Source organism: Fictibacillus sp. NPDC058756 (genome assembly GCF_042746035.1).
Taxonomy (GTDB): domain Bacteria; phylum Bacillota; class Bacilli; order Bacillales; family Fictibacillaceae; genus Fictibacillus.
In genome coordinates, this window is the sequence record NZ_JBHYPU010000002.1 from 89374 (window position 1) to 113534 (window position 24161).

Here is a 24161-nt window from a genome sequence, read left to right on the forward strand (position 1 = left end):
AAAATCCTATTTCATATAAAAGAAATAGGATCGTTACCAGTTTTCCGGCTGAAAATGTTTCCCTTCAATTTTCGTAGAGTCATCTGGCACAGAATAGCCCGTTTGCTTGATTTTAGCAGCATCTTTTACCCAATACAGATACTTCCATCCTTTCTCGCTGCTAAACTCTACTTCCAAATGATAAGGATTGTATTGTCTCCCGGTTCTTCTAGTTATCTTCCACTCCTCACCAGCATACTTTTTCTCTAAATAAGCATGCAGCTGATCTGTTTTAATGGAAACTTGGTAGTTGATCCAATGGGGACGAATTAGAAAAAAGGCAAGAACGATTACAGTGATAATGCTAGCGGCGTACAAACCAATTTTTTTTTTGGTTTTCGGAATAAGCATTGCAATAGTGTAAAGTGCGCCAAGAAAAATGACGGTAAAAATAATTTCGATCACTGTAATAGGGTGCAGTTGCATGACGGGTAGGCTCCAATCCTTATATTGAACTTATTACTATACTTATTCTACATATAGAGGGAGATTCTTTTTTCAAAAGAATACTCTATTACTTAAAAGACACTTATAACAGTTAATCCAGAAAAAACTGCGCTGAATCCAGAAAAAAGCACTAGCAATCCAAAAGTTTTGGCGTTCAATACACAAATTTCAGGCCTCAATCCACAAATTGAATAACGTGTCCATCTGAAACGGACATGCCTGAGCTAACCACAAAAAAAGCCGGCCACAATCGGCCAGCTTCCATTCTCTCTACCACAAATATGGCTTTACAACCATAAACCACAGCATAATCATCAGTAAAATGAGGTAGATCCACACAGCTTTTTTCAATTTGTCTGCCAATGCATTTTGATCACTGCCTTCTTCTTCAAATCTCCGAAGTGTCGGTGAAAAGGCACGCGCCAAAAAGAACAGGGAGCAAAATAAAATAATCAGTGTCACTAAAACCCATGGTGTACTCCACGTCCATGGTCCTAAAAGCAATAGAAGAACTCCTGATCCTACTAGGACATGACCGGCGTGTTTGGCCAGCCAGACGATAAAGCGAAATGTACCAAGATGGGCGTTCATTTCAGCACCTTCAGCTTTCCGAAGTTTTTTTACAATCGGAAACAGGATAAAGAAGGGACCGATAGAAACAATAACGCTGAGAATATGAATATAAAGTAAACCCCTATACAGAAAATCCATTCCAGTAAGTATTAACCTTTAACAGGACTGAATTCGTGCACCCATACTCTCATGTGAGGAAGCCAAGGCATTCCTGGGTGGTATGATAAAATCGCTTCTTTATAGGCTTCTACTGTTTCGAAACCTTCATCTTGTGCATGTTTGTCTGTTAGTTCACCTAATGACTGTGAGTAAACATTGTCCACTACAAACTGATGGCCTTGTAATTCCATGATCTCGCCTACATCAGCATATCTTCCGTTACGGCGAGTAGCAGTCTTTTTGCCCGCGATTACCATTTCAACATCTGAAGGCATTGTTACAAGTCTCTCAATCGAACATGTTTTTGGCGGCAAATTGTTGTTTTCATGATTTGTCATATGTAAAAACTCCTTTTCTATTTTCTCCATTTTCTAATGTATCACATTTTATAAATAAGTCTGCCTAATTTAAATGGCTTTTATCTAAAAGGTTGGTGGTATTTAGAGTTTTTTAGAAGACTTCTTTGACATGTTGATTGGAGTGTAAGGTGCGTGCCTACCACATGAGAATCTTCTGGATAGGCACGCCCCGCGGAAAGCGAGCATCCTGGAACGGAAATCAACAACTTTCAAGAGCGACATAGTATGCTTAAAAACAGACTTTTAAAATCTTCTAAACGGTAAGATGTGTCTTTGCTATGTTAGTGCTGTACCTTTATAATCAAGAGATGACTCTACCTGAGGGGGGGCAAGAAAAGTTTTGATACAAAAAGCAAAGCAAATGCTAGAGTTGCATTACGGTTATTCTTCATTCCGGAATGGACAAGAGCAAGCGATACAATCGGTTTTAGCAGGTGAAGATACGCTTTGTGTCATGCCGACAGGCGGAGGCAAATCGATCTGCTATCAGATTCCTGCCCTTGTTTTTGAAGGAACAACGATTGTTATTTCTCCATTAATTTCATTGATGAAAGATCAGGTTGATACATTATTGCAGTTAGGAATTTCCGCGGCCTTCATTAATAGTTCGATAACAGCGGCAGAAACAAGAGATCGGATTGAAAAGGCGAAGCGCGGAGAATATAAACTTTTATATATTGCACCAGAAAGACTCGAATCCTTTGACTTTATGGATCATTTAAGACAAATCGATATTCCATTAGTAGCTGTGGATGAGGCGCATTGTATCTCGCAATGGGGTCACGATTTCCGGCCGAGCTACCAGCGTATTCAGAGAATGATAGGGAATCTGCCGAAGCGGCCTGTTGTTCTTGCACTGACGGCAACTGCTACTCCAAGAGTCCGCCAGGATATTTGCTGGTCGCTGGATATCGATGAAAACAAAACCGTTTTAACAGGTTTTGAGCGGGAGAATCTTTCTTTCTCAGTGATTAAAGGGCAAGATCGTCTCTCTTTTCTAAAAGATTTTATTAAAAAGAACGAAAAAGAAGCGGGAATTATTTATGCGGCTACACGAAAGACTGTCGATCAGCTTTATGAGCACCTGAAAAAGAGCGGCATTCATGTTTCGCGCTATCATGCTGGGATGAACGACAATGAAAGAATGGAACAGCAGGAGCAGTTTCTCCAAGATGAATCTTCTGTAATGGTCGCGACATCTGCATTTGGTATGGGAATCGATAAGTCGAACATCCGATACGTCATTCATTTTCAGCTGCCGAAAAATATGGAAAGCTATTATCAAGAAGCAGGCCGTGCTGGCCGAGACGGATTACCGAGTGAATGTATTCTTCTTTATTCGTCTCAGGACGTTCAAGTTCAGCGGTTCTTGATCGATCAGTCAAGTGAATCTGACCGCATTTCGCAGGAACTTGAAAAACTGCAGCTTATGGTGGATTACTGTCATACGGAGAGCTGTCTCCAAAAAATGATTGTGCGCTACTTCAGCGACGAAGAAATACCGCCATGCGGACGTTGCGGCAATTGTACGGACTCCAGGGAAAGTATAGAGGTAACGCGGGAAGCTCAAATCGTGCTGTCCTGTATTGTGAGGATGGGGCAGAAGAGATTCGGTAAAACAATCATCGCCCAAGTGCTGACAGGGTCGAAAAATAAAAAAGTACAAGAGCTAAAGTTTAACAAACTGCCAACATACGGCATGATGAAAGAAAAAAGCATAAAAGAAGTTACCGACTTTATCGAATTCTTTATCTCTCAAGAACTGATTGCGGTAGAGCATGGCTCTTTCCCGACTCTTTACATAAAGGAAAAAGGAAAAGAAGTTCTCTTAGGCAAAGAAACGGTAATGCGAAAAGAAGCGGTTCAGACAAAGCAGGTGTCTAACAACGATCCATTGTTTGAAGAGCTCAGAATGGTACGCAAGGCGATCGCAGAAAGAGAAAACGTACCGCCGTTTGTTATTTTTGCTGATACAGCGTTAAAAGATATGTGCGTGAAACTGCCGGAGACGAAGAAAGAGTTTTTAACAGTTACAGGAGTTGGCCAAAATAAACTTGAGAAGTATGGTGAAACGTTTATCGAGGCTATTCTGGAGTTTTTAGTACAAAACCCGGAGCGCAAAGAGAATGCAGTGAAGGGGTCTGTCCCGGGGACAGACCCCAATAAGAAAAAAACGACACCAAATTCTCACCTTGAAACATACACGTTTTATAAAGAGGAGATGTCTGTTGAAGAAATAGCAGAACATCGGGATCTGGCAGTGAGTACAGTGGAAAGCCACCTTATTCAATGCATGCAGGAAGGGATGGACATTCATATGGAAGACCTTATTCCAGATGAATACATTGCTGAGATCGAAAACGCCATCCAGCAGGCGGGCGGAGAAAAGTTAAAGCCGATCAAAGAATTGCTTCCTGATGAAGTAAGCTATTTTATGATTAAAATATTTTTGCTTCAAAATGAGAATGGGAAACGGGTGACATTATGAAAAAGAACGTCCGGTTAAAAGTGAAATCTTCATATGTGAAGGGCTTAAAAGCAGGCTATCCTCTAATTACAGAGGATGCTGTTCAAAATATCAGCAATGTAAAAGAAGAAGGTACAATCATCGAGCTGTTCGACGACAAGAATGCTTTTCTTGGAAAAGGCTACTACGGCAAGCAGAATAAAGGACGGGGATGGGTCCTTACTCAAAATTCCCAAGAAGTGATCGATCAAAGCTTTTTTGAAAAGAAAATAAAGAAAGCAATCAATCATAGAGAAGCATTGTTTAATGATTATGAAACGACGGCGTTCCGTGTGTTTAACAGTGAAGGAGACGGAATCGGCGGGCTGACAATTGATCATTATAACGGCTATTACGTTCTGACTTGGTACAGTGAAGGAATTTATGCGTTTAAAGAGGAAGTGATCGAGTCTCTTAAAAACGTCGTTAAAGTAAAAGGGGTGTATGAGAAAAAGCGTTTTGCTGTAAAAGGAAAGTACATCGATGATGATGACTTTGTGGAAGGTGAACAAGCGCCAAGTCCTTTAATCGTTCGAGAAAATGGAATTCACTTTGCGGTTTATTTAAACGATGGCGCGATGGTCGGTGTTTTCTTAGATCAGCGAGACGTTCGAAAAACAATTCGTGACCGATATGCAAAAGGTAAAACGGTGTTAAACACGTTCTCGTATACAGGTGCATTTTCAGTAGCAGCCGCACTAGGCGGGGCAACGAAAACAACGAGTGTTGACTTGGCCAACAGAAGCCGAAGCAAAACACAGGAGCAGTTCAGCGTGAATGGTCTCGATTACGAAGATCACGACATCATCGTAGAAGACGTGTTCAACTATTTTAAGTATGCGGTTCGAAAAGAACTCTCGTTTGATCTTGTCATTCTTGACCCGCCAAGCTTTGCACGTTCGAAAAAGCATACGTTCAGTGCAGGGAAGGATTATCCTGAGCTGCTGGCACAAGCGATTCAAATTACAGAAGAAAATGGAGTCATTGTGGCATCATCCAACTGTAGTACGTTCGGTATGAGAAAGTTTAAAGACTTTATTGCATCAGCCTTTAAACAAACGGGTGGTACGTATGAAATCTTAGAAGAATTTAAGCTTCCTGCAGATTTCAAGACACATAAAGAGTTCAAAGAAGGAAACTACCTGAAAGTTGTTTTCATTAAAAAGTTAGGCTAAAAAACGCGGAGGGATCTCGATGAATAAATATCGCCGCATTTTAATTATGACCTCAGTAGAAGCAGAACGGGATGCCATTTTGCGAGGTATTGGCACGGATTCAAGGATCGACGTAAAGCTAGCAGGCGTCGGTCCGATTTCTGCTGGGATCCAGACGGCAAGAACTTTGGCAGCTGACGAATTTGACCTTGTTATTAATATGGGGATAGCCGGCGGATTTACAGATAAAGCAGAGATTGGTTCACTCGTGATCGCTAACGAAATTGTCTCTGCTGATTTAGGTGCCGAATCGCCAGAAGGTTTTATTACATTAGACGAGCTCGGGTTTGGAGCTTCTACCCGTGTGAAAACGGATAGTGATTTAGTTCAAATTTTATTGGAATCGATTAAAGCAGCAAATATACCTGTACAAGCCGGAAACATTTTAACGTTATCAACGGTAACAGGGACTGCAGAAACAACCTCTAAACTGCAACACCGTGAACCTGGTGCATTAGCAGAAGCGATGGAAGGGTACGGAGTGGCGATGGCAGCAAAAGAGTTTGGTTTGCCAGTTTTAGAGATTCGTTCCATCTCCAACCCAATCGGTCCTCGGAATCGTTCTGCTTGGCGGATTAAAGATGCATTAGTTACACTGGAATCAGCCAGTAAAGTTATTGCGGAGGTTTTGTAATGAGTAAAATGAGTATTGCTTTTTCTCCTTGTCCGAATGATACGTTTGTTTTTCACGCTCTGGTTCATGGTCTTGTGCCGGGTGCACCCGAATTTGATGTTACATATGCAGATATTGATATAACTAACGGTCTAGCGGCTCGATCAGATGAACTTGATATTTTAAAAATTTCTTATGCCGCACTGCCTTGGGTGTTAGATAAATATACTCTTATTCCTTGCGGAGGTGCTTTAGGACGCGGGTGTGGTCCGCTCGTTCTCGTTAATCAGCCAGGTGATGTAAGTCCTGAAATGCTTTCTGGTGCGAAGGTCGCTGTTCCGAGCGAACGTTCCACTGCTTATATGCTGTTCCGTTTGTGGGCAGCACAAAATGTTCCAGGCGGAGTAGGCGAGATCATCGTGATGCCGTTTAATGAGATTATGCCAGCTGTTAAGGATGGTCGCATCGACGCAGGTCTCGTTATTCATGAAGCGCGTTTTACGTACCAAAACTATGGATTGACAATGTTGGCGGATATGGGGAACTGGTGGGAAGAAGATACAGGGCTTCCGATTCCGTTAGGCGCGATTATCGCCCGCCGTTCACTAGATTTAGAATCTATTACGAAATGGATTAAAGAATCAGTAGAATATGCGTGGCAGAATCCTGAAGCTTCAAAAGATTATGTGATGCAGCATGCGAGTGAGCTGTCTCCAGAAGTAGCGCAGTCTCACATCAATCTCTATGTAAATGATTTTACCGCTGATCTTGGTGAAAAAGGCTTTGAAGCTATTACTACACTGTTGAACCGTGCCGGAGAAGAGGGTATTGTACCCAAGAAGGACTATACGAGTCTATTAAAATAGAAAGCTGTTTTCGCATACATCGTTGCTTTTGAAAGTAGTTGATTTCCGCTCCAGGATGCTCGCTTTCCACGGGGGGTAAGGTGAGCTTACTAAATACGCCATTAGAAGTTCCACCTGAGCAAAGTATCCTTGCTCCTGCGTCTACAAGTAAATGCTACCGATGTGAGCTTCCTCGTCGCATGCCTAGCTAGAAGCTTCTCAGGTGGTAGGCACGCACCTTGCGCTCCAATCAAATTGCAAATGAGGAGAAAAAACATTCATTAGCAACAATCTTTTAGAAAAGAGACAAATAGAAAGAGGACAGATTACGTTCATTAACCACTTGCCCCAATCCTGCATACCTTATAACAAGCAGAAAAATCTGTTATAAGGAGGCGCAATATGTCTAATACAAACGTGTTAACATTGATTGGTGCTTTACTAGCTGGTTATTTTCTACTTGGCTTGCCGTTAGGCGGAACGTTTTTAGCTGCATTCGGTCCAGCGATCAAGATTATCGCTATCCTAACCGTTTTAGTGTTCGCAGCTGTATTGATCTACAAAGGTATATTGGACTTATTAGGTAAACATTAGTTATAGAGAAGAACCCGCTGGCTGCAAGCGGGTTCTTCTACTTATTTATCAATTCTTTTAGCTCATCCGTCATTTTTTCTAAAAGTTCAGGCCGGCCATGAAACTGCGCTGGTGTGTTTTGAAAAAGCTTAATGAACCAGCTTTCGCCTTCTTTTACCGCTACAACTGTATGATGTGTATTCAACTCAGGAGAAAGTTCTGTCTTTCCGATTGCCACCATTCCTGCAATGGCTCGGAGAATTACAGCGTTATCACCTAAAAAAGAAACACTTTTCACTTTCCCTAAATAGGGCGGGGTTGGAAAGTTTTCAAAGATGGGATTCAGATGTGAATAAATTTCATCCCGGCCGATTGCCTGGCTTCCATCATATCCAATCATCTCGGCATCACCTGTAAAATGATCAGCCATGCTCCGTGCATTTCTTTCATTCCAGGCATTCAAAAAGCGATGATAAAGATCTTGAACCGATTTGCCTTCCACAGAATTCATTGCATTCCTCCATATGTATGATTTGTTGTGTATCCATCATAACAAAAAAAGTCACCATCCAAAAATGGTGACCTAAAAGAAAGTTATTTCTGTCTTGCAGCAGCCCTTTTTTCAATTTCTGCATTAATCGACTTTTGAATTTCATCAATTTTCTTAAAGTCCATGGCTCCCACATAATATTTCTCTAACTCATCATGCTTTCGTTTCGCTTCTGCTAAAAAGCTGATGGCTTCTTTCATTTTTTCTGAATATCGCCAGCTTATGACCTTTAACTCAGCAGAATATTTTTCATCTGTACCTGGTGTGATTGTTTTTGCGTACATATCTACAATGGAGTCACCAGACCGTTCAGGAAAATATTCATGTGGTGCAGTGCTGTCAAAGATTGCAAAACCCAGTTCTCTTACAATGACCATATCAAGGCTGTTCGGATCGAAACCGCAGTGATAGATCTCAACATCGTAACCAGATGCTTCAGCATTCGCTGCAAGTTTTTTTAACATAGTGGACTTACCAGAACCAGGACGTCCTTTAATAAAGTATCTTTCCTTTAAACCCTCAGTTAAATTTGGAACAAAGTCTTTAGCCCCTAGCGGAGTGGCTGCTCCTAAGAAACGGTGATAAACATCTCCTTGTTTGTTTTGCTTTTTCGAAAAGAATTTGTGCATCAGCTCATCTGTAAGTTCATTCGCTTTATTATAGTCCATGTTCTCGATATAAATCTTTTCCCATTCGTCGTGAACCAGCAATGCTTCATGGAAGATGGAATAAGCCGTTTGGAAATCAGCAGAAATTTCTTCGGATAGCTTAAGAATATCATTTTTATTTTTAGCGAGCTTATTGGAATCCCACGCAACTCCTAAGTTCACGTATTCCTCAATTGCACCTGGAGCTTTTGGTTCAATAACATGCGGAGCCGTTCCATCTACAATTCCTACCTTCAAATCCCGCAGTATGACACCATCGATCGAGCCGTTATCAGAACCACAGTGGATGTACTCAACATCATATCCCTCGTCGTTCCACTTTTTCCCGATGGCTTTCATTAATGTAGACTTGCCTGTTCCAGGTCCGCCCTTAAGGATGAAAAGACGTTCAAGGCCGTTTAGATTCGATTCGAATAAGTTATGAAAACCCCTTGCTGTATTACCCCCAGCATAGTAATTCAGAATTTTTCCAGTCAATGTTAAAAACACTCCTCTTATAGTTAGTTGTGTTTCCTACATGCATAGTATGAGAGGGGAAACGAATAGGTGAAAGCCTAAGAAAAGAGTTTAATAATTAAATTGTTGAAATATGATGAAATAAAAAGAAATTTTACGAAAAAAGAAGCATGACAAACAAAAGTGGAATAAAAACAGCTCAAACAACATAATATTGATTATTCTGAATATTTGCAATAAATTCAGAATAGGTTAATATGTAGTTAACAAATGAAACACAACCTTTACAAGGAAGGCGTGATTCCAATGACGCAAGTAAGCGAAGCATATTAAATCACATCCAGGTAGAGATCAGCCCGTGAAAACTGATTTCGAGATGTGTGGATATGCGGGAACGCGCAAATACACATTACGGAAAGAGGATGATTCCAATGACGTATGTGAGCGAAGCATGCTAAGATCATGTTGCAGACGGAAATAGCCGGTGAAAACTATTTTCGCAGCGTGTGGGCATGTGGGAAATTACCAGAGTGAAGGAAAAATATTGATCTAATGCAAGGCAATTGATTGAACGGACAATTAATTGAAGTCTAGTTATGGGATGAATAACTAGCATTGTGTATTAGTAAGAAAGGAAAGAAAGTTTAAGTGAATATTGTGATCGAAAGCTAAAGGCGCTGTTTATGTGATATATACATATTCAGCGTCTTTGTTTTGTATTAACATAGAAGTGCAGGGTTAAGTTGGAAAAGGAAGATGAGGGGTAAATCTATATGGAAACTTTACTAATTTATCAAGATGAGGCTTCTAATAAGTTTTGGAAAATCAGCCAAACAGGAAATTCTTATATTGTTACCTATGGAAAAGTGGGAACGGTTGGAGCAATAAAAACAAAAACGTTTGAATCCGAAGATGAATGCCGTAAAGAAATAGATAAGCTCATCCGCTCAAAGATGAAGAAAGGCTATTTACCTGCAGAATCAACAAATCTTATTTTAAAAGATACAACCATGACAGAAACGCTGTTTTGGGAACTGATCGATAAATGTAAAGAAAAAGGCGACGATGCTGAAGAGCAGATGGAATGGCTTATGACACAGCTTTCAAAAAGACCAGTAAAAGATATCGTTACATTTGATTTCATATTAAAGAAATATTATTCAAAGTCATACACATCAGACCTCTGGGCTGCAGCATACATCATCATGGGCGGCTGTTCTGATGATTGTTTTGATTATTTCAGAGCATTTCTGTTATATCTCGGAAAAGAGCCTTATGAGGCTGCTATAAAAGATCCTGAGACTCTTTTGCCTTATTTAAAACTAGTAGAAGAGCAAGATGAAATGCCGCAGCTTGAAGAATTATTGTCTGTGGCGTGTGAAGCGTTTGAAGAAAAGACGGGTCAGGATGATGAAGATTATCATGATTTGTACGAAAAGTTAACGAACCATTCATATATTCAGCCAGAGATCGAATTTGACTGGGATGAAGATGATGAAGAGGGTCTTAGAAAAAAGTTTCCGCTTTTATGGGAAGCTTTTGGAGAAACTCCGCTCGAATACTAATCAATTACATAAAAAAATCAAAACTCACCATCTTTTTTACAGGGTGAGTTTTTTTATAAAATACGCCTCAAGTCTTAGAACACATTACTTCCTGAAGCCATGGTTATTTTAGGAAGGTTTCGATAAGGTAATACTAGAAACATATTATAAGGAAACTTTTTTATTGAAAAACGAAACTCTGAAACTTGTACATTCGTATGAATAAGAAAGAGTTTATGTCAGGAGTCGATTACAATGAACGGATTTTTAGCCTTTTTTATCCGAATGTTTGTTGCTGTCCCATCCTCTGTAGGAGTGTGGCTGGCGAGTATTATTGCGTATGACCAGACGTATCTCATGTCATCTGGAATCGCTGTTGCGGGCGGGGCTGCTGCATATACTGCAACAGGGCTCCTTCAAAAACAGCGATTTCTTAGCAGCCACCAACTATCGAGAAGAGAATATAAATACATCAGAAGAAATTTAGATGAAGCAAAACCGAAGATTCATCGCCTGCAAAAGGCACTGCTCTCTGTACGAGATCTGCCTACGTTAAAGCAAAGAGCGGACTTGGTACGAGTGGTGCGGAAAATCCAAAGCTTAACCCAGAAAGAGCCAAGACGTTTTTACCAGGCTGAGCAATTTTACTTTTCCCATTTGGATTCAGCTGTCGAACTTACGGAGAAATATATGTTTTTAACAGCACAGCCAAGAAAAACGAAAGAACTCACAAAGTCTTTAGTGGAAACAAAACGAACGCTTGATGAGTTAAAAGAATACATCGAAAAGGATTTATACCAGGTTTTGTCAAATGATATAGATGACCTTCATTATGAGATCGATGTGGCGAAGTATTCGATCAGATCCTTGAAAGAATCACAATCTATTAAAAAGGCAGGAGATATAAATGAAAGAAAATAATGCACCCCTGTTTAACAATACAGATGAACCGGCAAATCTGATGGATGACTTGCTGGCTAATCCCTTCGGTGAGGAGAAAGAATCCAATCTGCAGCCGGGGGAAAATAAACAGATCCGATTAATCGATGTGTTGCCAGAAGAAAATAAGGAGAAGGCATATCAGCTCGCAAAGCAGATTGATCCGACAAACCACCAGACGATGATCACATACGGTGCACCAGCACAAGCGAAGCTTCATTCTTTTTCAAATACGATGCTCGAACATGTGAAAAAGAAAGACACAGGTCAGATCGGTGAAATCATTGGAGACTTAATGAGAAAACTTCAAGATGTGAATCCTGAAGAACTGAAATCTAATAAGCCTACTTTAATCGGCCGCATGTTTGGTAAGATTTCAGGTTCTGTTCAAGAAGTACTTTCCAAGTATCAGAAGACGGGTGCACAGATCGACCGCATCTCCGTAAAACTGGACGGAAGCAAGAATGTTCTCATGTCTGATATTGTGATGCTTGAGAAATTGTATGAGAACAATAAGGAATACTTCCAAGCGCTGAATGTATATATTGCAGCAGGCGAGTTGAAGCTCGATGAATTGAATCAAGTAACGATTCCTGAGATGAGAAAAGTAGCTGAACAAACAAATGACCAGATGAAGTTCCAGGAAGTGAATGATATGGTTCAGTTTGCGGACCGATTGGATAAACGTGTGCATGATTTGAAGTTGAGCCGAGAAATCACGATTCAAAGTGCGCCGCAAATTCGTCTTATTCAAAACACGAACCAGGCACTTGTTGAAAAAATTCAGTCGTCCATCATGACGGCTATTCCACTTTGGAAAAACCAAGTGGCGATCGCACTCACACTGATCAGACAGCGTAATGCTGTAGAAGCTCAAAAACAGGTTTCCAAAACGACAAATGAACTGTTATTAAAAAATGCAGAAATGCTTAAAACCAATACAATTGAAACGGCGAAAGAGAATGAGCGCGGTTTAATTGATATCGAAACGTTGAAGAAAACACAGGAAAACTTACTGTCAACACTTGAAGAAACGCTTCGCATTCAAGAGGAAGGCCGCATGAAGCGACGTTTAGCAGAAGAAGAGCTTGCAACGATGGAGATCGGGTTGAGACAAAAACTTCTTGAGATTAAAGGAGAATAATTAAAGAAGGTACTTGCGCTGTGATGAGACGCAAGTACCTTTTTTGTGCCAAGGGAAATCATGACTTTAGTTCAACTCACGAAGCTTTTGCTTCTAACGAATCTAGTGTTGAAGTTTTTTTGCTGAGGTTGCTGATAACTATTCCAACTCCTGTACCAACAAGAGCAGGAAGGATCCACTGTAATCCCATCGAGGATAGCGGAAGGATATCTTTAACAACTTGGACCGGACCTAATCCAACACCAAAAGCAAGTAATCCATCCATCAGCGCAAATACTCCTGTGAAAAGAATAGCACTGCCATACACTTTTTTTGGATTTTTGAAGAAACGGTTAAAAAACGTAAGTGTAATTAATACGATTGTTAATGGGTAAGCTGTGACTAAAAACGGAACCGACACTTTTAGGATCTGGTTCAGACCAAGATTAGAGAGTGTAAAACTTACAAGTGTAACCAGCAAGACTACCGTTTTGTAGCTAACTTTGGGAAGTAGGTTTGAGAAATATTGACCACACGCAGATGTTAGTCCAACAACGGTAGTAAAGCATGCTAATGTAAAAATAAAACCTAGAAAGGCTGTTCCGCTTTCCCCTAACAATAGAGTGGAGGCTGCTGAAAGAATATCTGTTCCATTTTCAAAGGAACCAGCTGCTGCCATCTTTCCACCGATTAACCCCAAACTGACATAAACCAGCGCAAGTAACGTCCCCGCGATCAAACCGGCTTTTAATGTATAGTTTGTTAATTGCTTTCGATCTTGAACGCCTCTTTGCTGAATTGCTGTAAGAATAACAATTCCAAAAGCAAGTGCAGCAAGTGCATCCATTGTGTTATATCCCTCAATGAACCCTGTCGAAAAAGCTCCTGATTGATAGTTGGCAGCTGGTGACTGAAGTGGAGCATCTAACTTAACAAATCCTACTGTACATAGCACAACCATTGCTAATAGCAAGACTGGCGTGATCCAGCGTCCCATATATTTCTCCATTTTTGATGGATTCAGGCTGACTGCATAGACAAGTGCGAAAAAGACAGCCGTGAATAAGAAAAGAATAAGTGTTGCGTTAGAATTAGTGCTCAAGAATGGTTTAACACCCATTTCATAAGCAACATTTGCGTTTCTTGGGATGGCTAGGAATGGTCCAATACATAAATAGATGACGACCATAAAAACTGTGCTGAACAACGGATGAACACGGTTGCCAATGGTTTGAACTCCTCCTTTTACAAGAGAAACCGCAAATAATACGGCAAAAGGAAGTCCAACTCCTGTTACGATAAATCCTGCCATAGCAAGCCAGTAAGATGATCCGGCTTCTGCTCCCAAAAATGGAGGGAAGATTAAATTTCCTGCTCCAAAAAACATTGAAAATAACATTAGTCCAATAAAAACGGTGTCCATCTTTCTCATAAGTAATCTCTCCTTTTATTGTTTTTGAACATAAAAAAACCCGTCCCTAAAACAGGGACGAGTTATAGCTCGCGTTACCACCCTAATTCCGCAGCTTAATGAAAAAGCTTGCGGCACTCAGTCAACGTACGATTATACGTGTTCCATTGTAACGGCGGACGACCCGTCAAAGCTTACATTATCAGCTTTGCATCTCAGAGATGATTTTCGGATAAGGTCTGAACATCGGCTTTCACCAAGCGCCGATTCTCTGGGGAACAGGATCATATCTTACTCTTTCTCGTCATTGATTTTAATATTAATAGTAAATTTAGCATCATAAAATAAAGAAGTCAATAATAATTTCAGAATTAATCGAAAAGTATTTCAATAGAAAAGCTATAACAGCAGTCCCATAATGATGGTGTTATTAAAATTCCCATTAATAAAATTATCTTTCTTCAACAAACCTTCCACTTCAAATCCCAACTTTTTATAAAGCTCAATCGCAACTGTATTCGTTTCATTCGTAACAAGACTGATCTTTTTGGTTACGCCGTTTTGCTTAGCCCATTCTATAAGACCATTCATTAATATCTTTCCTAACCCCAAGCCAGTGTACGTTTTAGAGACGACGATTCCTAGTGTTCCAACATGCTTTGTCCGTTCTTTTTGTGAGGAATTTATGGTTGCGATGCTGATAATCTCTGAATCAATGAGTGCCAGCAGCATGATTGAATTTTGTTCATTGGAGGTTGCTGTGATGTAATCTTCATATTCTCGTAGATCACGCTTAAATTCATTCGCTCCAAAGGAAAGGAAATCTGTTTCACCGCCAACCGCGTTGTAAAAGTCGATCATGTTTTGGGCATCATCTTTAGTTGCTCTTCTTACGGTCACTTCTATGTTGTTTTTCAGGATAATTTTCTTCATCTTTACTCAGTCCTTCAGATCATAATTATTAAGTTAAATATAACCTACCAGTCTATTCATGGTACAACCCTAATATTCATGATTTTTCGATTAAATTTTTTAGCAAATTTGTAATGCAACTCCTATTCCCTCGCATAGAATATGAGGATTTGTTATTTCAATAAGGAATAGGAGAGAAGGAATGAAAACGAAAAAATTAGTCATCGGGTTACTCATGTTTTGTTTTATGTTCTTTTTAGTGCAGCCGGCAAAAGCAGCAGCTTCTTCTTTTATCGTTATAAATAAGTCCACTAACCAGCTGGCGTATTTTGAGAATAATAAATTGTCTAAAGTGTTTAAAGTCGCAACGGGAAAACTGCCGTCCTACACACCAGAAGGTAAGTTTAAAATTGTAAACAAGATTACAAACAGGCCTTATTATACCGGCAATATACCAGGTGGAGATCCAAGGAATCCGCTCGGCAACAGATGGCTCGGATTAAATGCTAGAGGAACGTGGGGAACCACATACGCTATTCACGGAAACAATAACGCAGATTCCATTGGAAAATACGTAAGTGCAGGCTGTATCCGTATGTACAATAACGACGTTCAATGGCTGTACGCGAGAATTCTTGTAAATACACCAGTTGTGATTACGACTTCAAGTAAGACGTTCCCAGCACTTGCAGCAGCCAATGGATATAAAGTGACAAACGGTTCAACAGTACCAGTATTTTCGATAGTGAATCTGAAAAAGGGCAGCCGCGGAGCTGAAGTCATGGAGCTTCAACGCAGACTGACTGACTTAGGGTATAGTACTAAAGGAATCGATGGCGTATTCGGAGCAAATACAGATGCAGCCGTACGAAAGTTCCAAAAAGCGAAGAAGTTAACAGTAGATGGAATTGTAGGACCAGCGACGAAGAAGGCGTTGGGGATGATGTAATAATAAAATAATTGGTCAAACCCCTTGTCAAGAATGATAAGGGGTTGTTTTATCTGAAAAATCAAAAATATTATTTAATTCCTACGAAAAATATGTTAGTGTTAAAAATAAATAAAGAATTAAATGCAACAAAGTATATCAATGAAGGATAAACTTCACACCCGAAAGGAATTATTTATGAAAACGCTTTCTTTTCAAATGTTAGTGAAACAAAAGTATTCCTATCTATCAACAGGGCAGAAAAAAGTGGCTAAATACCTTGTTGAGAATCTGGATGAATCCGCATTTAAGACCGCCTTTCAGATTGGAAAAGAAGCAAAAGTAAGTGAAACAACAGTAATTCGCCTTTCTTATGCATTAGGGTTTGAAGGGTTTAGTAAAATGCAAGGCATCATTCAAAAGCAAATGCTGCAGCAGAACCAAACAGGCTATTTCTCAAGTGTCCCTGTTCACTCTTTAAAAGGGGAGAGTGATCCATTTACAAAAATCATAGATAACGAGATCCATATTTTAAGACATTTGCTGCATCATTCTAACGTACAGAATGTTTGGAAAGCAGTTGATGCGCTAATAGAGGCTGACCAGATTCTAATCGCTGGTCAACGGATCTCCCATGCCGGAGCGTATTGGTTTTCTTATACGTTAAATTCTTTAAGAGAGAACGTTAATCTCGTTTCTCATGCAGGGGACTTTTATGAGAAGTTTACTAACCTTACAAGTAAATCTGTCGTAGTTGTTTTTTCATTTCCGAGGTATGCCAACGAAACAGTAAAGATCGCTGAGTGTGCGAAAAACAACGGAGTCACATTATTATCCGTTACAGATCGACTGCTCTCGCCTGTGGGAAGTATATCTGATATTACACTGACGACTGAAGAAAATGCGGAAAAGGGGACGAATTCTATCGCTTCTGTTATTACCTTGCTTGAATTAGTGGTTGCAGGTATTTATGAGAAGGATCAGAAACGAATCCAGTCTTACCAGCAAAAATTAGAGAAGTTGTACTCAATATATGAGGTATTTCATGAATAAGGATGTGCTGTAATGAACCCGATTGATTATCTTGATCTGCATCAAGCAGCAATACTAAATACGTACCACGACCTTCACATTTTGGCTGAGCCTAGCTGGCAGGAGGAAAAAACGTCCCGGTATCTCAGAGGTCGTCTTGAACAAGCAGGTATGACCATAAAAACATTTCGAGATCACTATGGTTTTATTGCAGAGATTTCTGGAAAATCCAATGAAGTTGTCGCATTAAGAGCCGATATGGATGCACTCGTTCAAGAAGTGAAAGGCACCGTTAAGCCTAACCATTCTTGCGGACACGATGCGCATAGTACGATGGTGTTGTATTCAGCTCTAGCAATAGCGGCAAGCGGAATCCAGCCAAAACATACGCTCCGTTTTATCTTTCAGCCTGCGGAAGAAAAAGGAGAAGGCGCTCTTCAGATGATGAAAGAAGGGGCGTTGAACAATGTGACATACTTGTTCGGAGTCCATGTTCGACCCGAAAAGGAATGCCCTTATCTAAAAGCTTCACCTGTCATCCTTCATGGTTCTGCTGGAACGATTCATGGAACGATCAAAGGGTTACAAGCCCATGCATCACGTCCTAAAGAAGGAATTAATGTGATTGAGGCTGCGGCATTCCTCGTTCAGCAATTAAAGGAAATTCAATTGCTAACAGAGACTCCGTATTCCATAAAAATGACAAAACTCAAAGTGGATAATGATGCATCAAACGCGATTCCGGAAACTGCGGTCTTTGCTATTGATGCAAGAGCCCAAACAAATGAAGTGATGTTTGATCTTAAGCAGCTCACAAATAGAATCATGAATCAAACGATGAAAGAAACAGGAGCCACTATATCTTGGTCGATGGCTGAATATGTCCCAGCAGCGACAAAGCATGAAAAAGCGATAAAGTTAGCAGAGACTGCAATATGCAAAATCCTCGGAGAAGAAAATGTCATACATGACCTTATTTCACAAGGGGGTGAAGACTTTCATTTTTATACGGCCAACCATCCAGCTTTAGCTGCAACTATGGTTGGTTTAGGATGCGGTCTGTCGCCAGGACTTCACCATCCAGATATGTCTTTTAATCTTGAGGCACTGATATATGGAGCGAAGATATTAACTCAAACTGTTTTGCTAACATCTGAGAATAATCTAAAGGAGGAGTAATAATGCAAAATTTACCAATCGAACCACAACCTCAAAATACAATTGTACAAGATGTCCCTAGTGAACAGCATTTAGACCGAAAACTCAAAACTCGGCATCTTTCCATGATTGCCATTGGAGGAACAATTGGAACGGGTCTATTTTTAGCAAGTGGATCTATTATACATACAGCAGGCCCTGGTGGAGCGTTAGCTGCCTACATGATCGCGGGAGTCATGGTGTACTTCCTGATGACAAGCTTAGCAGAAATGGCTGCTTTGATTCCTGTCACTGGTTCCTTCAGCACGTATGCATCTCGGTTTGTGGATCCTGCTTTCGGATTCGCGGTTGGATGGAACTATTGGTACAACAATGCCATAGTCGTTGCGCTCGAACTTGCTGCATCGTCGTTAATCATGCAATATTGGCTCCCTGGTGTCCCGGGCATTGTATGGAGTGCATTGTTCCTTGCCCTCATTTTCGGTTTAAATTATTTATCCGTTAAAGGATATGGGGAATCTGAATTCTGGTTTGCCATTATAAAAGTAGCAACCATTATTATCTTCATCGTCGTTGGAGTTTTGATGATCTTTGGCATCATGAGCGGAAACACAGCAGGATTTTCGAATTTCACAGAAGGAGAAGCGCCGTTTAAAGGAGGGTTTTTATCCGTTATAAGCGTTTTTATGGTCGTTGGTTTTGCCTTTCAAGGGACCGAGTTAGTTGGAATTACAGCAGGGGAAAGTGAGAACCCTCGAAAAAATATTCCAAAAGCTATCAAACAAATATTTTGGAGACTTCTTTTATTCTATGTATTGGCGATTATCGTTATTGGATTCTTGATCAACTACAATGACCCGCGTCTATTAAGCTCAGATATTACGGATATTGCGGTGAGCCCTTTTACACTCGTATTTAAAAATGCAGGACTTGCAATGGCTGCATCGATCATGAATGCCGTTATCTTAACATCTGTACTTTCCGCAGGTAACTCAGCAATGTATGGAGCTTCACGTGTGTTATGGGTGTTGGCTAAGGAAGGAAAAGCCCCAGCATTTTTGAAAAAAGTAAATAAACATGGTCTCCCAGCAAATGCTTTGTTTTTCTCAACCATTATTGGTATGGCTGCATTCCTTACGTCTTTATTTGGAGAAGGAACCGTATATACGTGGTTATTGAATGCTGCAGGACTATCAGGGTTTTTATCATGGTTGGGGATATCCATTACACACTATCGTTTTCGAAGAGCCTATAATGCCCAAGGAAGAAGCTTAAGCGACTTACCTTATGTATCAAAGTTGTATCCATTTGGTCCGATTCTAGCTACGATTCTTTGTATGATTGCTATATTTGGACAAAATTACTCTGCGTTTATTGGAACAAAAATTGATTGGTACGGAATTTTAGTTTCATACATTGGATTACCACTATTCCTTCTTGCTTATATAGGTTACAAAATGGCTAAAAAAACAAGAATGGTCCCGTTAAAAGAAGCGGACTTTTCTAAGGAATAATTAGGGAGTGGTAAACCATGATCGAGATACGTTCACTTAATAAACTGGAGGAACTTGAGAAAGTACGTCAACTAGAAAGCAAAATTTGGGGAGATAATGATTCGATTCCCTCACATCAGACACTAACCGCCGTAAAAAACGGTGGTCTCGTTCTTGGTGCATTCGATAAGGAGGAACTCGTTGGATTTCAATACAGCTTCCCTGGTTTTAACGGCAAAACCGCATATCTTTGCTCTCATATATTAGGAACTGATGAACGCTATCGGAATCAAGGAATTGGAGAAAAACTCAAACACGTACAACGAGAGGAAGCATTGAAGTTAGGTTATTCTCTCATTACGTGGACGTATGATCCTCTCGAAAGTGTAAATGGCTATTTAAACATTAGTAAGCTTGGTGGAGTATCGTCAACCTATATAGAAAACTGTTATGGTGAGATGGAAGACTTGTTGAACAGCGGAATTCCATCTGATCGTTTTCTTGTAGAATGGCATCTTAACAAGGACCAAGAAACCTTTTCTGATATTGATTTAGATACAGCTATTAAGAAGTCCCTTATTCAATGGAATGAGGGACAAAATGGAGTTCCAGAACCTTTTCTTACTCATTTTGAGCCTGAATCAGACTTAGCTTATGTCGCATTTCCAAGAGATTATCGAACAATAAGGGAAACGAATACGGAAATCGCATTAGATTGGCGATTGAGAACCCGGGAAGTTTTCTCTAAATTATTTGAAGAGAAGTGGCAAGTTACAGGATTTATCGCTAATAAAAAACTTCCCGTTTCGTTTTATGTGCTAAGAAAAAAATAACAGCATGGATTGGATGGGGAGAAGGAGATTAAAAGATATGAAAATCAAGCAAGTAATTTTACGTCATTTAAAATTAGATCTGCTTCATCCTTTTACAACTAGTTTTGGGACGGAATACGATAAAGACTTTATTTTAGTTGAAGTGAAAAATGACGATGGCCTTTCGGGATGGGCAGAATCCGTTGCTATGCTCGATCCGCATTATAACGAGGAAACGGTTAAAACGAATTGGCACATTCTCGAAGACTATTTGATCCCCATTCTACTAAATAACGAAATCGACCATCCAGATCAGCTCTCTGAAACGCTGTTTGCCCACATCCGTGGAAACTACATGGCTAAAGCTGCTTTAGAGGGAGCTGTTTGGGATCTGTATGCGAAAGAACAAAATTTTTCTTTAGCACATGCACTAGGCGGGACTAGGGAGAAAATTGATGTAGGAGTAAGTATCGGAATTAAGGATTCAATTGAAGAAACACTTGAAATCATTGGAGCTCGTCTGAAGGAGGGTTACAAGCGTTTTAAATTAAAGATTAAGCCAGGCTGGGATGTTGAATTAATTGATCGAGTCCGTCAGATATATCCTGACATTCCACTTATGGCAGATGCAAACTCTGCGTACACATTAGAAGACATCAATCGTTTAGCAGTATTGGATAATTATAATCTTATGATGATTGAACAGCCTCTTGCCCACAACGATATTATTGACCATGCAGATCTCCAAGCTAAGTTGAAAACACCGGTTTGCTTAGACGAAAGCATTCATTCATTAGAGGATGCTAGAAAAGCACTCAAGCTCGGAAGCTGTAAGATCATTAATATCAAAGTGGGTCGTGTCGGAGGGTTAACACAGGCAAGGAAAATTCATGACCTATGCGAAAAGCATAGTGTTCCATTATGGTGTGGAGGGATGCTCGAATCAGGAGTAGGAAGAGCTCATAACATTGCGATCACATCACTATCGAACTTTACCTTACCTGGTGATACAGCCGCATCCTCACTTTATTGGGCAGAGGATATTATTGATCCCGAAGTGACGGTAGAGAATGGGACAATAAACGTTCCACAAACGACAGGCATTGGATTTGAAGTGAATAGAGAAAAGGTGGATAACTATACGTTGTATAGTAAGGTTTTCAGATAAGTATGGAATTAAACTACTATCCGTTGTGGATTAAAGGTCAGGAAAGGATAAGAATCCAGTAATAAGAAAACCGCCAGTATCACATTTAATCGTGATGCTGACGGTTTTTTGGTTTTATCTTTGTGATATAAAAGGATTCGACTGTATTTACCATAAACTTTTGTAAATACGTCGTGTACGTATAAAAAGCGACAGTTACACACATTTCAGAAATATATGAAGTAGTTATATTTTTCTGTTAAATTATTAATCTATTAATCCTTTAAAAGATGATGTTAACCGTACCTGCAAATAAATAAAAAACAACTAAGTATGAAGAGTCGTACCTAAACTAACAAAGCAACAAACTTTACGAAAGCAGCCATAATAAAAGATACTTATAGATGAGAGGTGAGTGTAATGCGACTGGATCATACAGGAATCGCTGTGAGAAGAATAGATGAAGCGATTGAATTTTATACAAATGTGCTAGGCGGAAAGCTGAAGGAACGATATACAAGTGAAAAGCCAGGTGTTGAAACCCATATCGCGGTTATTGAGATGGAGAACCAAGTGATTGAATTATTGGAGCCAACTAGCAGAACTTCTCCAATCGAACGTTTTATCCGACAGAATGGTAAAGGTGTGCATCATCTCGCTTATGAAGTGGATGATCTGCTCGAGACAATAAAAGATTTTGAAAGCAGAGGCTATACTTTTTTAAAAGACACATACCGGATCAACCCTTTTGGACGCCGACTAATCTATATGAACCCTGTTCATTCGCAAGGGCAGATTATAGAACTGTGTGATTATGTATCTTTAGATGAATAAATGGTAATTTTACTTAAATAAGAAACGGCCTAGGAAAATTATTCCTAGGCCTCTTTCTTTGAAAAATGCTGTTCTAATCAAATCAAACCTATTTAAAAGTCCCTGTCGGAACATTAAAGGTCCATCTGGTTTTGTCTTCTGCCTCTAAAGTGAGATCAAATCCATCATAATCTATAACTCTAACTTCTCCATGTTTTGAAGGAGTCTTATATTCTTTTGAATCGACAAACTTTCTTTTTTCACCATCTGTTAGTACAACAACAATACCTTGAGCGGGATCTGACTTAAGAGCTCCAGTCTCAACGGTTACCCCCCGGGCATTCATTTCCTGATGGTTAACCGGACTGACCCAGCCATTCGTGAACCGAATACGTTGATCATTTACTTGGTCTTCTATTTTCTTGATGATTTGAGGTGTTACGGTACGGTCTTTTTGGATAACAAGTGGACCATCCTTCGTGTTATTTTTTGTAATACTGTCGTTTTTAGCTTTAATTTTATTTTTGTCTTTTCGTTCCTGGATCTCCTGTTTTTCTTTTGGCAAAGCGCCATATTCTGTATTAGAAGCAGAAACATGATAATAGCTAATTCCCGCACAAGATAGTACTCCTACAGTTAGTAATGCGATCCAAATTTTATTCATTTCCTTCACTCCTTTACCTATATATTAGTGCCACTGAATATCCGTTGATAGAATAGGAAATTTAGTTGATTCGGCTGTAATGGCATCACTGTTGAGCTCATTGATTAACTGTGTCCAGCCCTGGCTGGGTGTATTGTCAAGTTCCCAATGACAGCCAACGTCTTGGCAGGCTCCGGCTTGGGTTAAGGAAGCTCCAAATTTCATCTGGTTGTTTTGTGAAACAGCGGAGTACTTGTTGATGTTTTGCCACTGTTCTGCCATATCTCCGCTATTATCATAAATTTGTGGAAGTGGCCATGCTGGAGATGCTCCCCATGAAATGTAATAAATATCGTTATAGGTCCATCCGTTATTACAAGAATAATTAGTTGTTCCGGTGTTCGTGTTTGTATGGTAGCATCCGTCAGCACTTCCATAATTGTAAAGAGAATAGCTATTAACTGCATCATAACCTTTTACCCAGTCTCTCGTGCTGACCGTATCATCATAGCCAGGCTCCATATCATTCCCGCCATCCACTTCTACTTGGTCAGAATAGGAGCTTGCTGTGTTATGGGCATTGATGGCATCTATCATATTTGCAAAGTTTCGGCCGCCTTCATTTGTTACGGTATACGAATTATTCGTTCCAACGATCACTTGAACAGTCGAATAGTTATCAGATCCCGTTCCTTTCCAATAACCTCGGGAATAGGCTTGTACCGCATTTTTTACTTGATCGAGAGTGGCATCAGGCATTCCTCTAAGTGAAACAGTAGTGGGTGAAGGCTGACCGCCAAAGTCAAGTATGACCATGCTTTGCTGTGTCCCAGCTTTACTAGAATCTGCACGTCCTTTTTGGTAGCCCATTTCATAAAGAGTGACGGTATCAATCGTGTCCATGTAATAGCTTGAGCTTGAAGTCGGAGGCGAGGCGGCTTCAATGCTCATAGCTGGAAAGAACAGTGAAATCAATCCAAACCATAAGAATATTTTCCGTGTGTAATGAAGTAAACCTAATTTTTTCATTTTTGTCTCCTTTTTATTTTATGATGACAGACAGCTTTTTCTAAAATTCAGAATTTAATAAAATTGTTCGTAATAGAATATTTATTTGATGGGCATAAAATGGTTTATTAATCTTTTTTACAAGTAATTAATACTAACAACATAAATTATGTGGTGATAAAGGGATTGCGTTTTT

At 39.9% G+C, this 24161-nt stretch carries 24 protein-coding genes and 1 other annotated feature; of the genes, 15 read left to right on the top strand and 9 right to left on the bottom strand.

Annotated elements, in window-relative coordinates; genetic code table 11:
• Positions 1–33: 33 nt before the first annotated feature.
• The 3 genes from ACFW35_RS17300 to ACFW35_RS17310 all read right to left on the bottom strand — a co-directional run bounded on the left by ACFW35_RS17300 (position 34) and on the right by ACFW35_RS17310 (position 1556).
• Positions 34–465 carry a hypothetical protein gene (locus ACFW35_RS17300; protein ID WP_379847689.1) on the bottom strand — a complete coding sequence of 144 codons (432 nt, stop codon included), beginning with the start codon at positions 463–465 and terminating at the stop codon, positions 34–36.
• 291 nt (positions 466–756) lie between these two features.
• The gene (locus ACFW35_RS17305) at positions 757–1197 is read right to left on the bottom strand and encodes a hypothetical protein (RefSeq protein ID WP_379847691.1); all 441 of its coding nucleotides are present in this window, start codon (positions 1195–1197) and stop codon (positions 757–759) included.
• Positions 1198–1208: 11 nt separating this feature from the next.
• Positions 1209–1556: an ASCH domain-containing protein gene (locus ACFW35_RS17310; RefSeq protein WP_379847692.1), complete on the bottom strand. Its 348-nt coding sequence runs from the start codon at positions 1554–1556 to the stop codon at positions 1209–1211.
• 361 nt (positions 1557–1917) lie between these two features.
• Between ACFW35_RS17310 and recQ the strand changes: the two genes are divergently transcribed.
• From recQ to ACFW35_RS17335, 5 genes are all read left to right on the top strand, one after another.
• Positions 1918–4065, top strand: a complete 2148-nt coding sequence (gene recQ / locus ACFW35_RS17315) for a DNA helicase RecQ (RefSeq protein WP_379847694.1) — start codon at positions 1918–1920, stop codon at positions 4063–4065.
• The gene (locus ACFW35_RS17320; protein ID WP_379847696.1) at positions 4062–5258 is read left to right on the top strand and encodes a class I SAM-dependent rRNA methyltransferase; all 1197 of its coding nucleotides are present in this window, start codon (positions 4062–4064) and stop codon (positions 5256–5258) included. Before recQ ends, ACFW35_RS17320 begins: the two co-directional genes overlap by 4 nt.
• Positions 5259–5277: 19 nt before the next feature.
• On the top strand, positions 5278–5931 hold the full coding sequence (locus ACFW35_RS17325) for a futalosine hydrolase (protein ID WP_379847697.1): 654 nt from the start codon (positions 5278–5280) through the stop codon (positions 5929–5931).
• An 8-nt stretch (positions 5932–5939) separates the two neighbouring features.
• The gene (locus tag ACFW35_RS17330; protein WP_379847918.1) at positions 5940–6776 is read left to right on the top strand and encodes a 1,4-dihydroxy-6-naphthoate synthase; all 837 of its coding nucleotides are present in this window, start codon (positions 5940–5942) and stop codon (positions 6774–6776) included.
• A 381-nt stretch (positions 6777–7157) separates the two neighbouring features.
• Positions 7158–7349 (top strand): hypothetical protein, encoded by a 192-nt coding sequence (locus ACFW35_RS17335; RefSeq protein WP_077364968.1) that lies wholly within the window; start codon positions 7158–7160, stop codon positions 7347–7349.
• Between the two features lie 37 nt (positions 7350–7386).
• Here ACFW35_RS17335 and ACFW35_RS17340 read toward each other — a convergent pair whose 3' ends face one another.
• Both ACFW35_RS17340 and ACFW35_RS17345 read right to left on the bottom strand, forming a co-directional pair.
• Complete coding sequence (locus ACFW35_RS17340; protein WP_379847699.1) at positions 7387–7839, bottom strand: SgcJ/EcaC family oxidoreductase; 453 nt, start codon at positions 7837–7839, stop codon at positions 7387–7389.
• Between the two features lie 83 nt (positions 7840–7922).
• The gene (locus ACFW35_RS17345; protein WP_379847700.1) at positions 7923–9023 is read right to left on the bottom strand and encodes a PRK06851 family protein; all 1101 of its coding nucleotides are present in this window, start codon (positions 9021–9023) and stop codon (positions 7923–7925) included.
• Positions 9024–9775: 752 nt separating this feature from the next.
• On the opposite strand from ACFW35_RS17345, the gene ACFW35_RS17350 reads away from it, so the two are divergent.
• The 3 genes from ACFW35_RS17350 to ACFW35_RS17360 all read left to right on the top strand — a co-directional run bounded on the left by ACFW35_RS17350 (position 9776) and on the right by ACFW35_RS17360 (position 12629).
• Positions 9776–10567 carry a DUF4240 domain-containing protein gene (locus tag ACFW35_RS17350; RefSeq protein WP_379847702.1) on the top strand — a complete coding sequence of 264 codons (792 nt, stop codon included), beginning with the start codon at positions 9776–9778 and terminating at the stop codon, positions 10565–10567.
• Between the two features lie 234 nt (positions 10568–10801).
• Positions 10802–11467: a 5-bromo-4-chloroindolyl phosphate hydrolysis family protein gene (locus ACFW35_RS17355; protein ID WP_379847703.1), complete on the top strand. Its 666-nt coding sequence runs from the start codon at positions 10802–10804 to the stop codon at positions 11465–11467.
• Positions 11454–12629: a toxic anion resistance protein gene (locus ACFW35_RS17360; protein WP_379847705.1), complete on the top strand. Its 1176-nt coding sequence runs from the start codon at positions 11454–11456 to the stop codon at positions 12627–12629. Before ACFW35_RS17355 ends, ACFW35_RS17360 begins: the two co-directional genes overlap by 14 nt.
• Positions 12630–12705: 76 nt before the next feature.
• Here the strand turns inward: ACFW35_RS17360 and brnQ are convergent, their stop codons facing one another.
• Together brnQ and ACFW35_RS17370 are read right to left on the bottom strand one after the other, a co-directional pair.
• Entirely contained in the window at positions 12706–14040 is a 1335-nt protein-coding gene (gene brnQ / locus ACFW35_RS17365; protein WP_379847706.1) for a branched-chain amino acid transport system II carrier protein, read from the bottom strand.
• 50 nt (positions 14041–14090) lie between these two features.
• Positions 14091–14336, bottom strand: a binding site (T-box leader).
• An 82-nt stretch (positions 14337–14418) separates the two neighbouring features.
• A complete protein-coding gene (locus tag ACFW35_RS17370) occupies positions 14419–14952 on the bottom strand; it encodes a GNAT family N-acetyltransferase (protein WP_379847708.1) in 534 nt (177 codons plus the stop codon).
• A gap of 181 nt (positions 14953–15133) precedes the next feature.
• On the opposite strand from ACFW35_RS17370, the gene ACFW35_RS17375 reads away from it, so the two are divergent.
• From ACFW35_RS17375 to ACFW35_RS17405, 7 genes are all read left to right on the top strand, one after another.
• Entirely contained in the window at positions 15134–15880 is a 747-nt protein-coding gene (locus ACFW35_RS17375; protein WP_379847709.1) for a L,D-transpeptidase family protein, read from the top strand.
• Positions 15881–16057: 177 nt separating this feature from the next.
• On the top strand, positions 16058–16912 hold the full coding sequence (locus ACFW35_RS17380; protein ID WP_379847711.1) for a MurR/RpiR family transcriptional regulator: 855 nt from the start codon (positions 16058–16060) through the stop codon (positions 16910–16912).
• 12 nt (positions 16913–16924) lie between these two features.
• A complete protein-coding gene (locus ACFW35_RS17385) occupies positions 16925–18070 on the top strand; it encodes an amidohydrolase (RefSeq protein ID WP_379847713.1) in 1146 nt (381 codons plus the stop codon).
• A gap of 2 nt (positions 18071–18072) precedes the next feature.
• Entirely contained in the window at positions 18073–19563 is a 1491-nt protein-coding gene (locus ACFW35_RS17390; protein WP_379847715.1) for an amino acid permease, read from the top strand.
• Positions 19564–19580: 17 nt separating this feature from the next.
• A complete protein-coding gene (locus ACFW35_RS17395) occupies positions 19581–20375 on the top strand; it encodes a GNAT family N-acetyltransferase (RefSeq protein WP_379847716.1) in 795 nt (264 codons plus the stop codon).
• Positions 20376–20412: 37 nt separating this feature from the next.
• Complete coding sequence (menC, locus tag ACFW35_RS17400; protein ID WP_379847718.1) at positions 20413–21522, top strand: o-succinylbenzoate synthase; 1110 nt, start codon at positions 20413–20415, stop codon at positions 21520–21522.
• A gap of 399 nt (positions 21523–21921) precedes the next feature.
• A complete protein-coding gene (locus tag ACFW35_RS17405) occupies positions 21922–22335 on the top strand; it encodes a VOC family protein (RefSeq protein WP_379847719.1) in 414 nt (137 codons plus the stop codon).
• 88 nt (positions 22336–22423) lie between these two features.
• Here ACFW35_RS17405 and ACFW35_RS17410 read toward each other — a convergent pair whose 3' ends face one another.
• Together ACFW35_RS17410 and ACFW35_RS17415 are read right to left on the bottom strand one after the other, a co-directional pair.
• Positions 22424–22978, bottom strand: coding sequence for a hypothetical protein (locus tag ACFW35_RS17410; protein ID WP_379847721.1), 555 nt, complete (start codon positions 22976–22978; stop codon positions 22424–22426).
• Positions 22979–23002: 24 nt separating this feature from the next.
• Positions 23003–23986 carry a hypothetical protein gene (locus ACFW35_RS17415; RefSeq protein ID WP_379847722.1) on the bottom strand — a complete coding sequence of 328 codons (984 nt, stop codon included), beginning with the start codon at positions 23984–23986 and terminating at the stop codon, positions 23003–23005.
• Positions 23987–24161 lie beyond the last annotated feature (175 nt).

What these genes read in the sequence shown, in the direction of transcription:
- ACFW35_RS17375 (WP_379847709.1), top strand. Translation starts at nt 15,134, where the DNA reads ATGAAAACGAAAAAATTAGTCATCGGGTTACTCATGTTTTGTTTTATG.
- ACFW35_RS17390 (WP_379847715.1), top strand. Translation starts at nt 18,073, where the DNA reads ATGCAAAATTTACCAATCGAACCACAACCTCAAAATACAATTGTACAA.
- ACFW35_RS17320 (WP_379847696.1), top strand. Translation starts at nt 4,062, where the DNA reads ATGAAAAAGAACGTCCGGTTAAAAGTGAAATCTTCATATGTGAAGGGC.
- ACFW35_RS17380 (WP_379847711.1), top strand. Translation starts at nt 16,058, where the DNA reads ATGAAAACGCTTTCTTTTCAAATGTTAGTGAAACAAAAGTATTCCTAT.
- ACFW35_RS17330 (WP_379847918.1), top strand. Translation starts at nt 5,940, where the DNA reads ATGAGTATTGCTTTTTCTCCTTGTCCGAATGATACGTTTGTTTTTCAC.
- ACFW35_RS17355 (WP_379847703.1), top strand. Translation starts at nt 10,802, where the DNA reads ATGAACGGATTTTTAGCCTTTTTTATCCGAATGTTTGTTGCTGTCCCA.
- ACFW35_RS17310 (WP_379847692.1), bottom strand. Translation starts at nt 1,556, where the DNA reads ATGACAAATCATGAAAACAACAATTTGCCGCCAAAAACATGTTCGATT.
- ACFW35_RS17325 (WP_379847697.1), top strand. Translation starts at nt 5,278, where the DNA reads ATGAATAAATATCGCCGCATTTTAATTATGACCTCAGTAGAAGCAGAA.
- ACFW35_RS17405 (WP_379847719.1), top strand. Translation starts at nt 21,922, where the DNA reads ATGCGACTGGATCATACAGGAATCGCTGTGAGAAGAATAGATGAAGCG.
- ACFW35_RS17395 (WP_379847716.1), top strand. Translation starts at nt 19,581, where the DNA reads ATGATCGAGATACGTTCACTTAATAAACTGGAGGAACTTGAGAAAGTA.
- ACFW35_RS17410 (WP_379847721.1), bottom strand. Translation starts at nt 22,978, where the DNA reads ATGAATAAAATTTGGATCGCATTACTAACTGTAGGAGTACTATCTTGT.
- ACFW35_RS17360 (WP_379847705.1), top strand. Translation starts at nt 11,454, where the DNA reads ATGAAAGAAAATAATGCACCCCTGTTTAACAATACAGATGAACCGGCA.
- ACFW35_RS17340 (WP_379847699.1), bottom strand. Translation starts at nt 7,839, where the DNA reads ATGAATTCTGTGGAAGGCAAATCGGTTCAAGATCTTTATCATCGCTTT.
- ACFW35_RS17335 (WP_077364968.1), top strand. Translation starts at nt 7,158, where the DNA reads ATGTCTAATACAAACGTGTTAACATTGATTGGTGCTTTACTAGCTGGT.
- ACFW35_RS17415 (WP_379847722.1), bottom strand. Translation starts at nt 23,986, where the DNA reads ATGAAAAAATTAGGTTTACTTCATTACACACGGAAAATATTCTTATGG.
- brnQ (WP_379847706.1), bottom strand. Translation starts at nt 14,040, where the DNA reads ATGAGAAAGATGGACACCGTTTTTATTGGACTAATGTTATTTTCAATG.
- ACFW35_RS17385 (WP_379847713.1), top strand. Translation starts at nt 16,925, where the DNA reads ATGAACCCGATTGATTATCTTGATCTGCATCAAGCAGCAATACTAAAT.
- ACFW35_RS17370 (WP_379847708.1), bottom strand. Translation starts at nt 14,952, where the DNA reads ATGAAGAAAATTATCCTGAAAAACAACATAGAAGTGACCGTAAGAAGA.
- ACFW35_RS17350 (WP_379847702.1), top strand. Translation starts at nt 9,776, where the DNA reads ATGGAAACTTTACTAATTTATCAAGATGAGGCTTCTAATAAGTTTTGG.
- menC (WP_379847718.1), top strand. Translation starts at nt 20,413, where the DNA reads ATGAAAATCAAGCAAGTAATTTTACGTCATTTAAAATTAGATCTGCTT.
- ACFW35_RS17305 (WP_379847691.1), bottom strand. Translation starts at nt 1,197, where the DNA reads ATGGATTTTCTGTATAGGGGTTTACTTTATATTCATATTCTCAGCGTT.
- ACFW35_RS17300 (WP_379847689.1), bottom strand. Translation starts at nt 465, where the DNA reads ATGCAACTGCACCCTATTACAGTGATCGAAATTATTTTTACCGTCATT.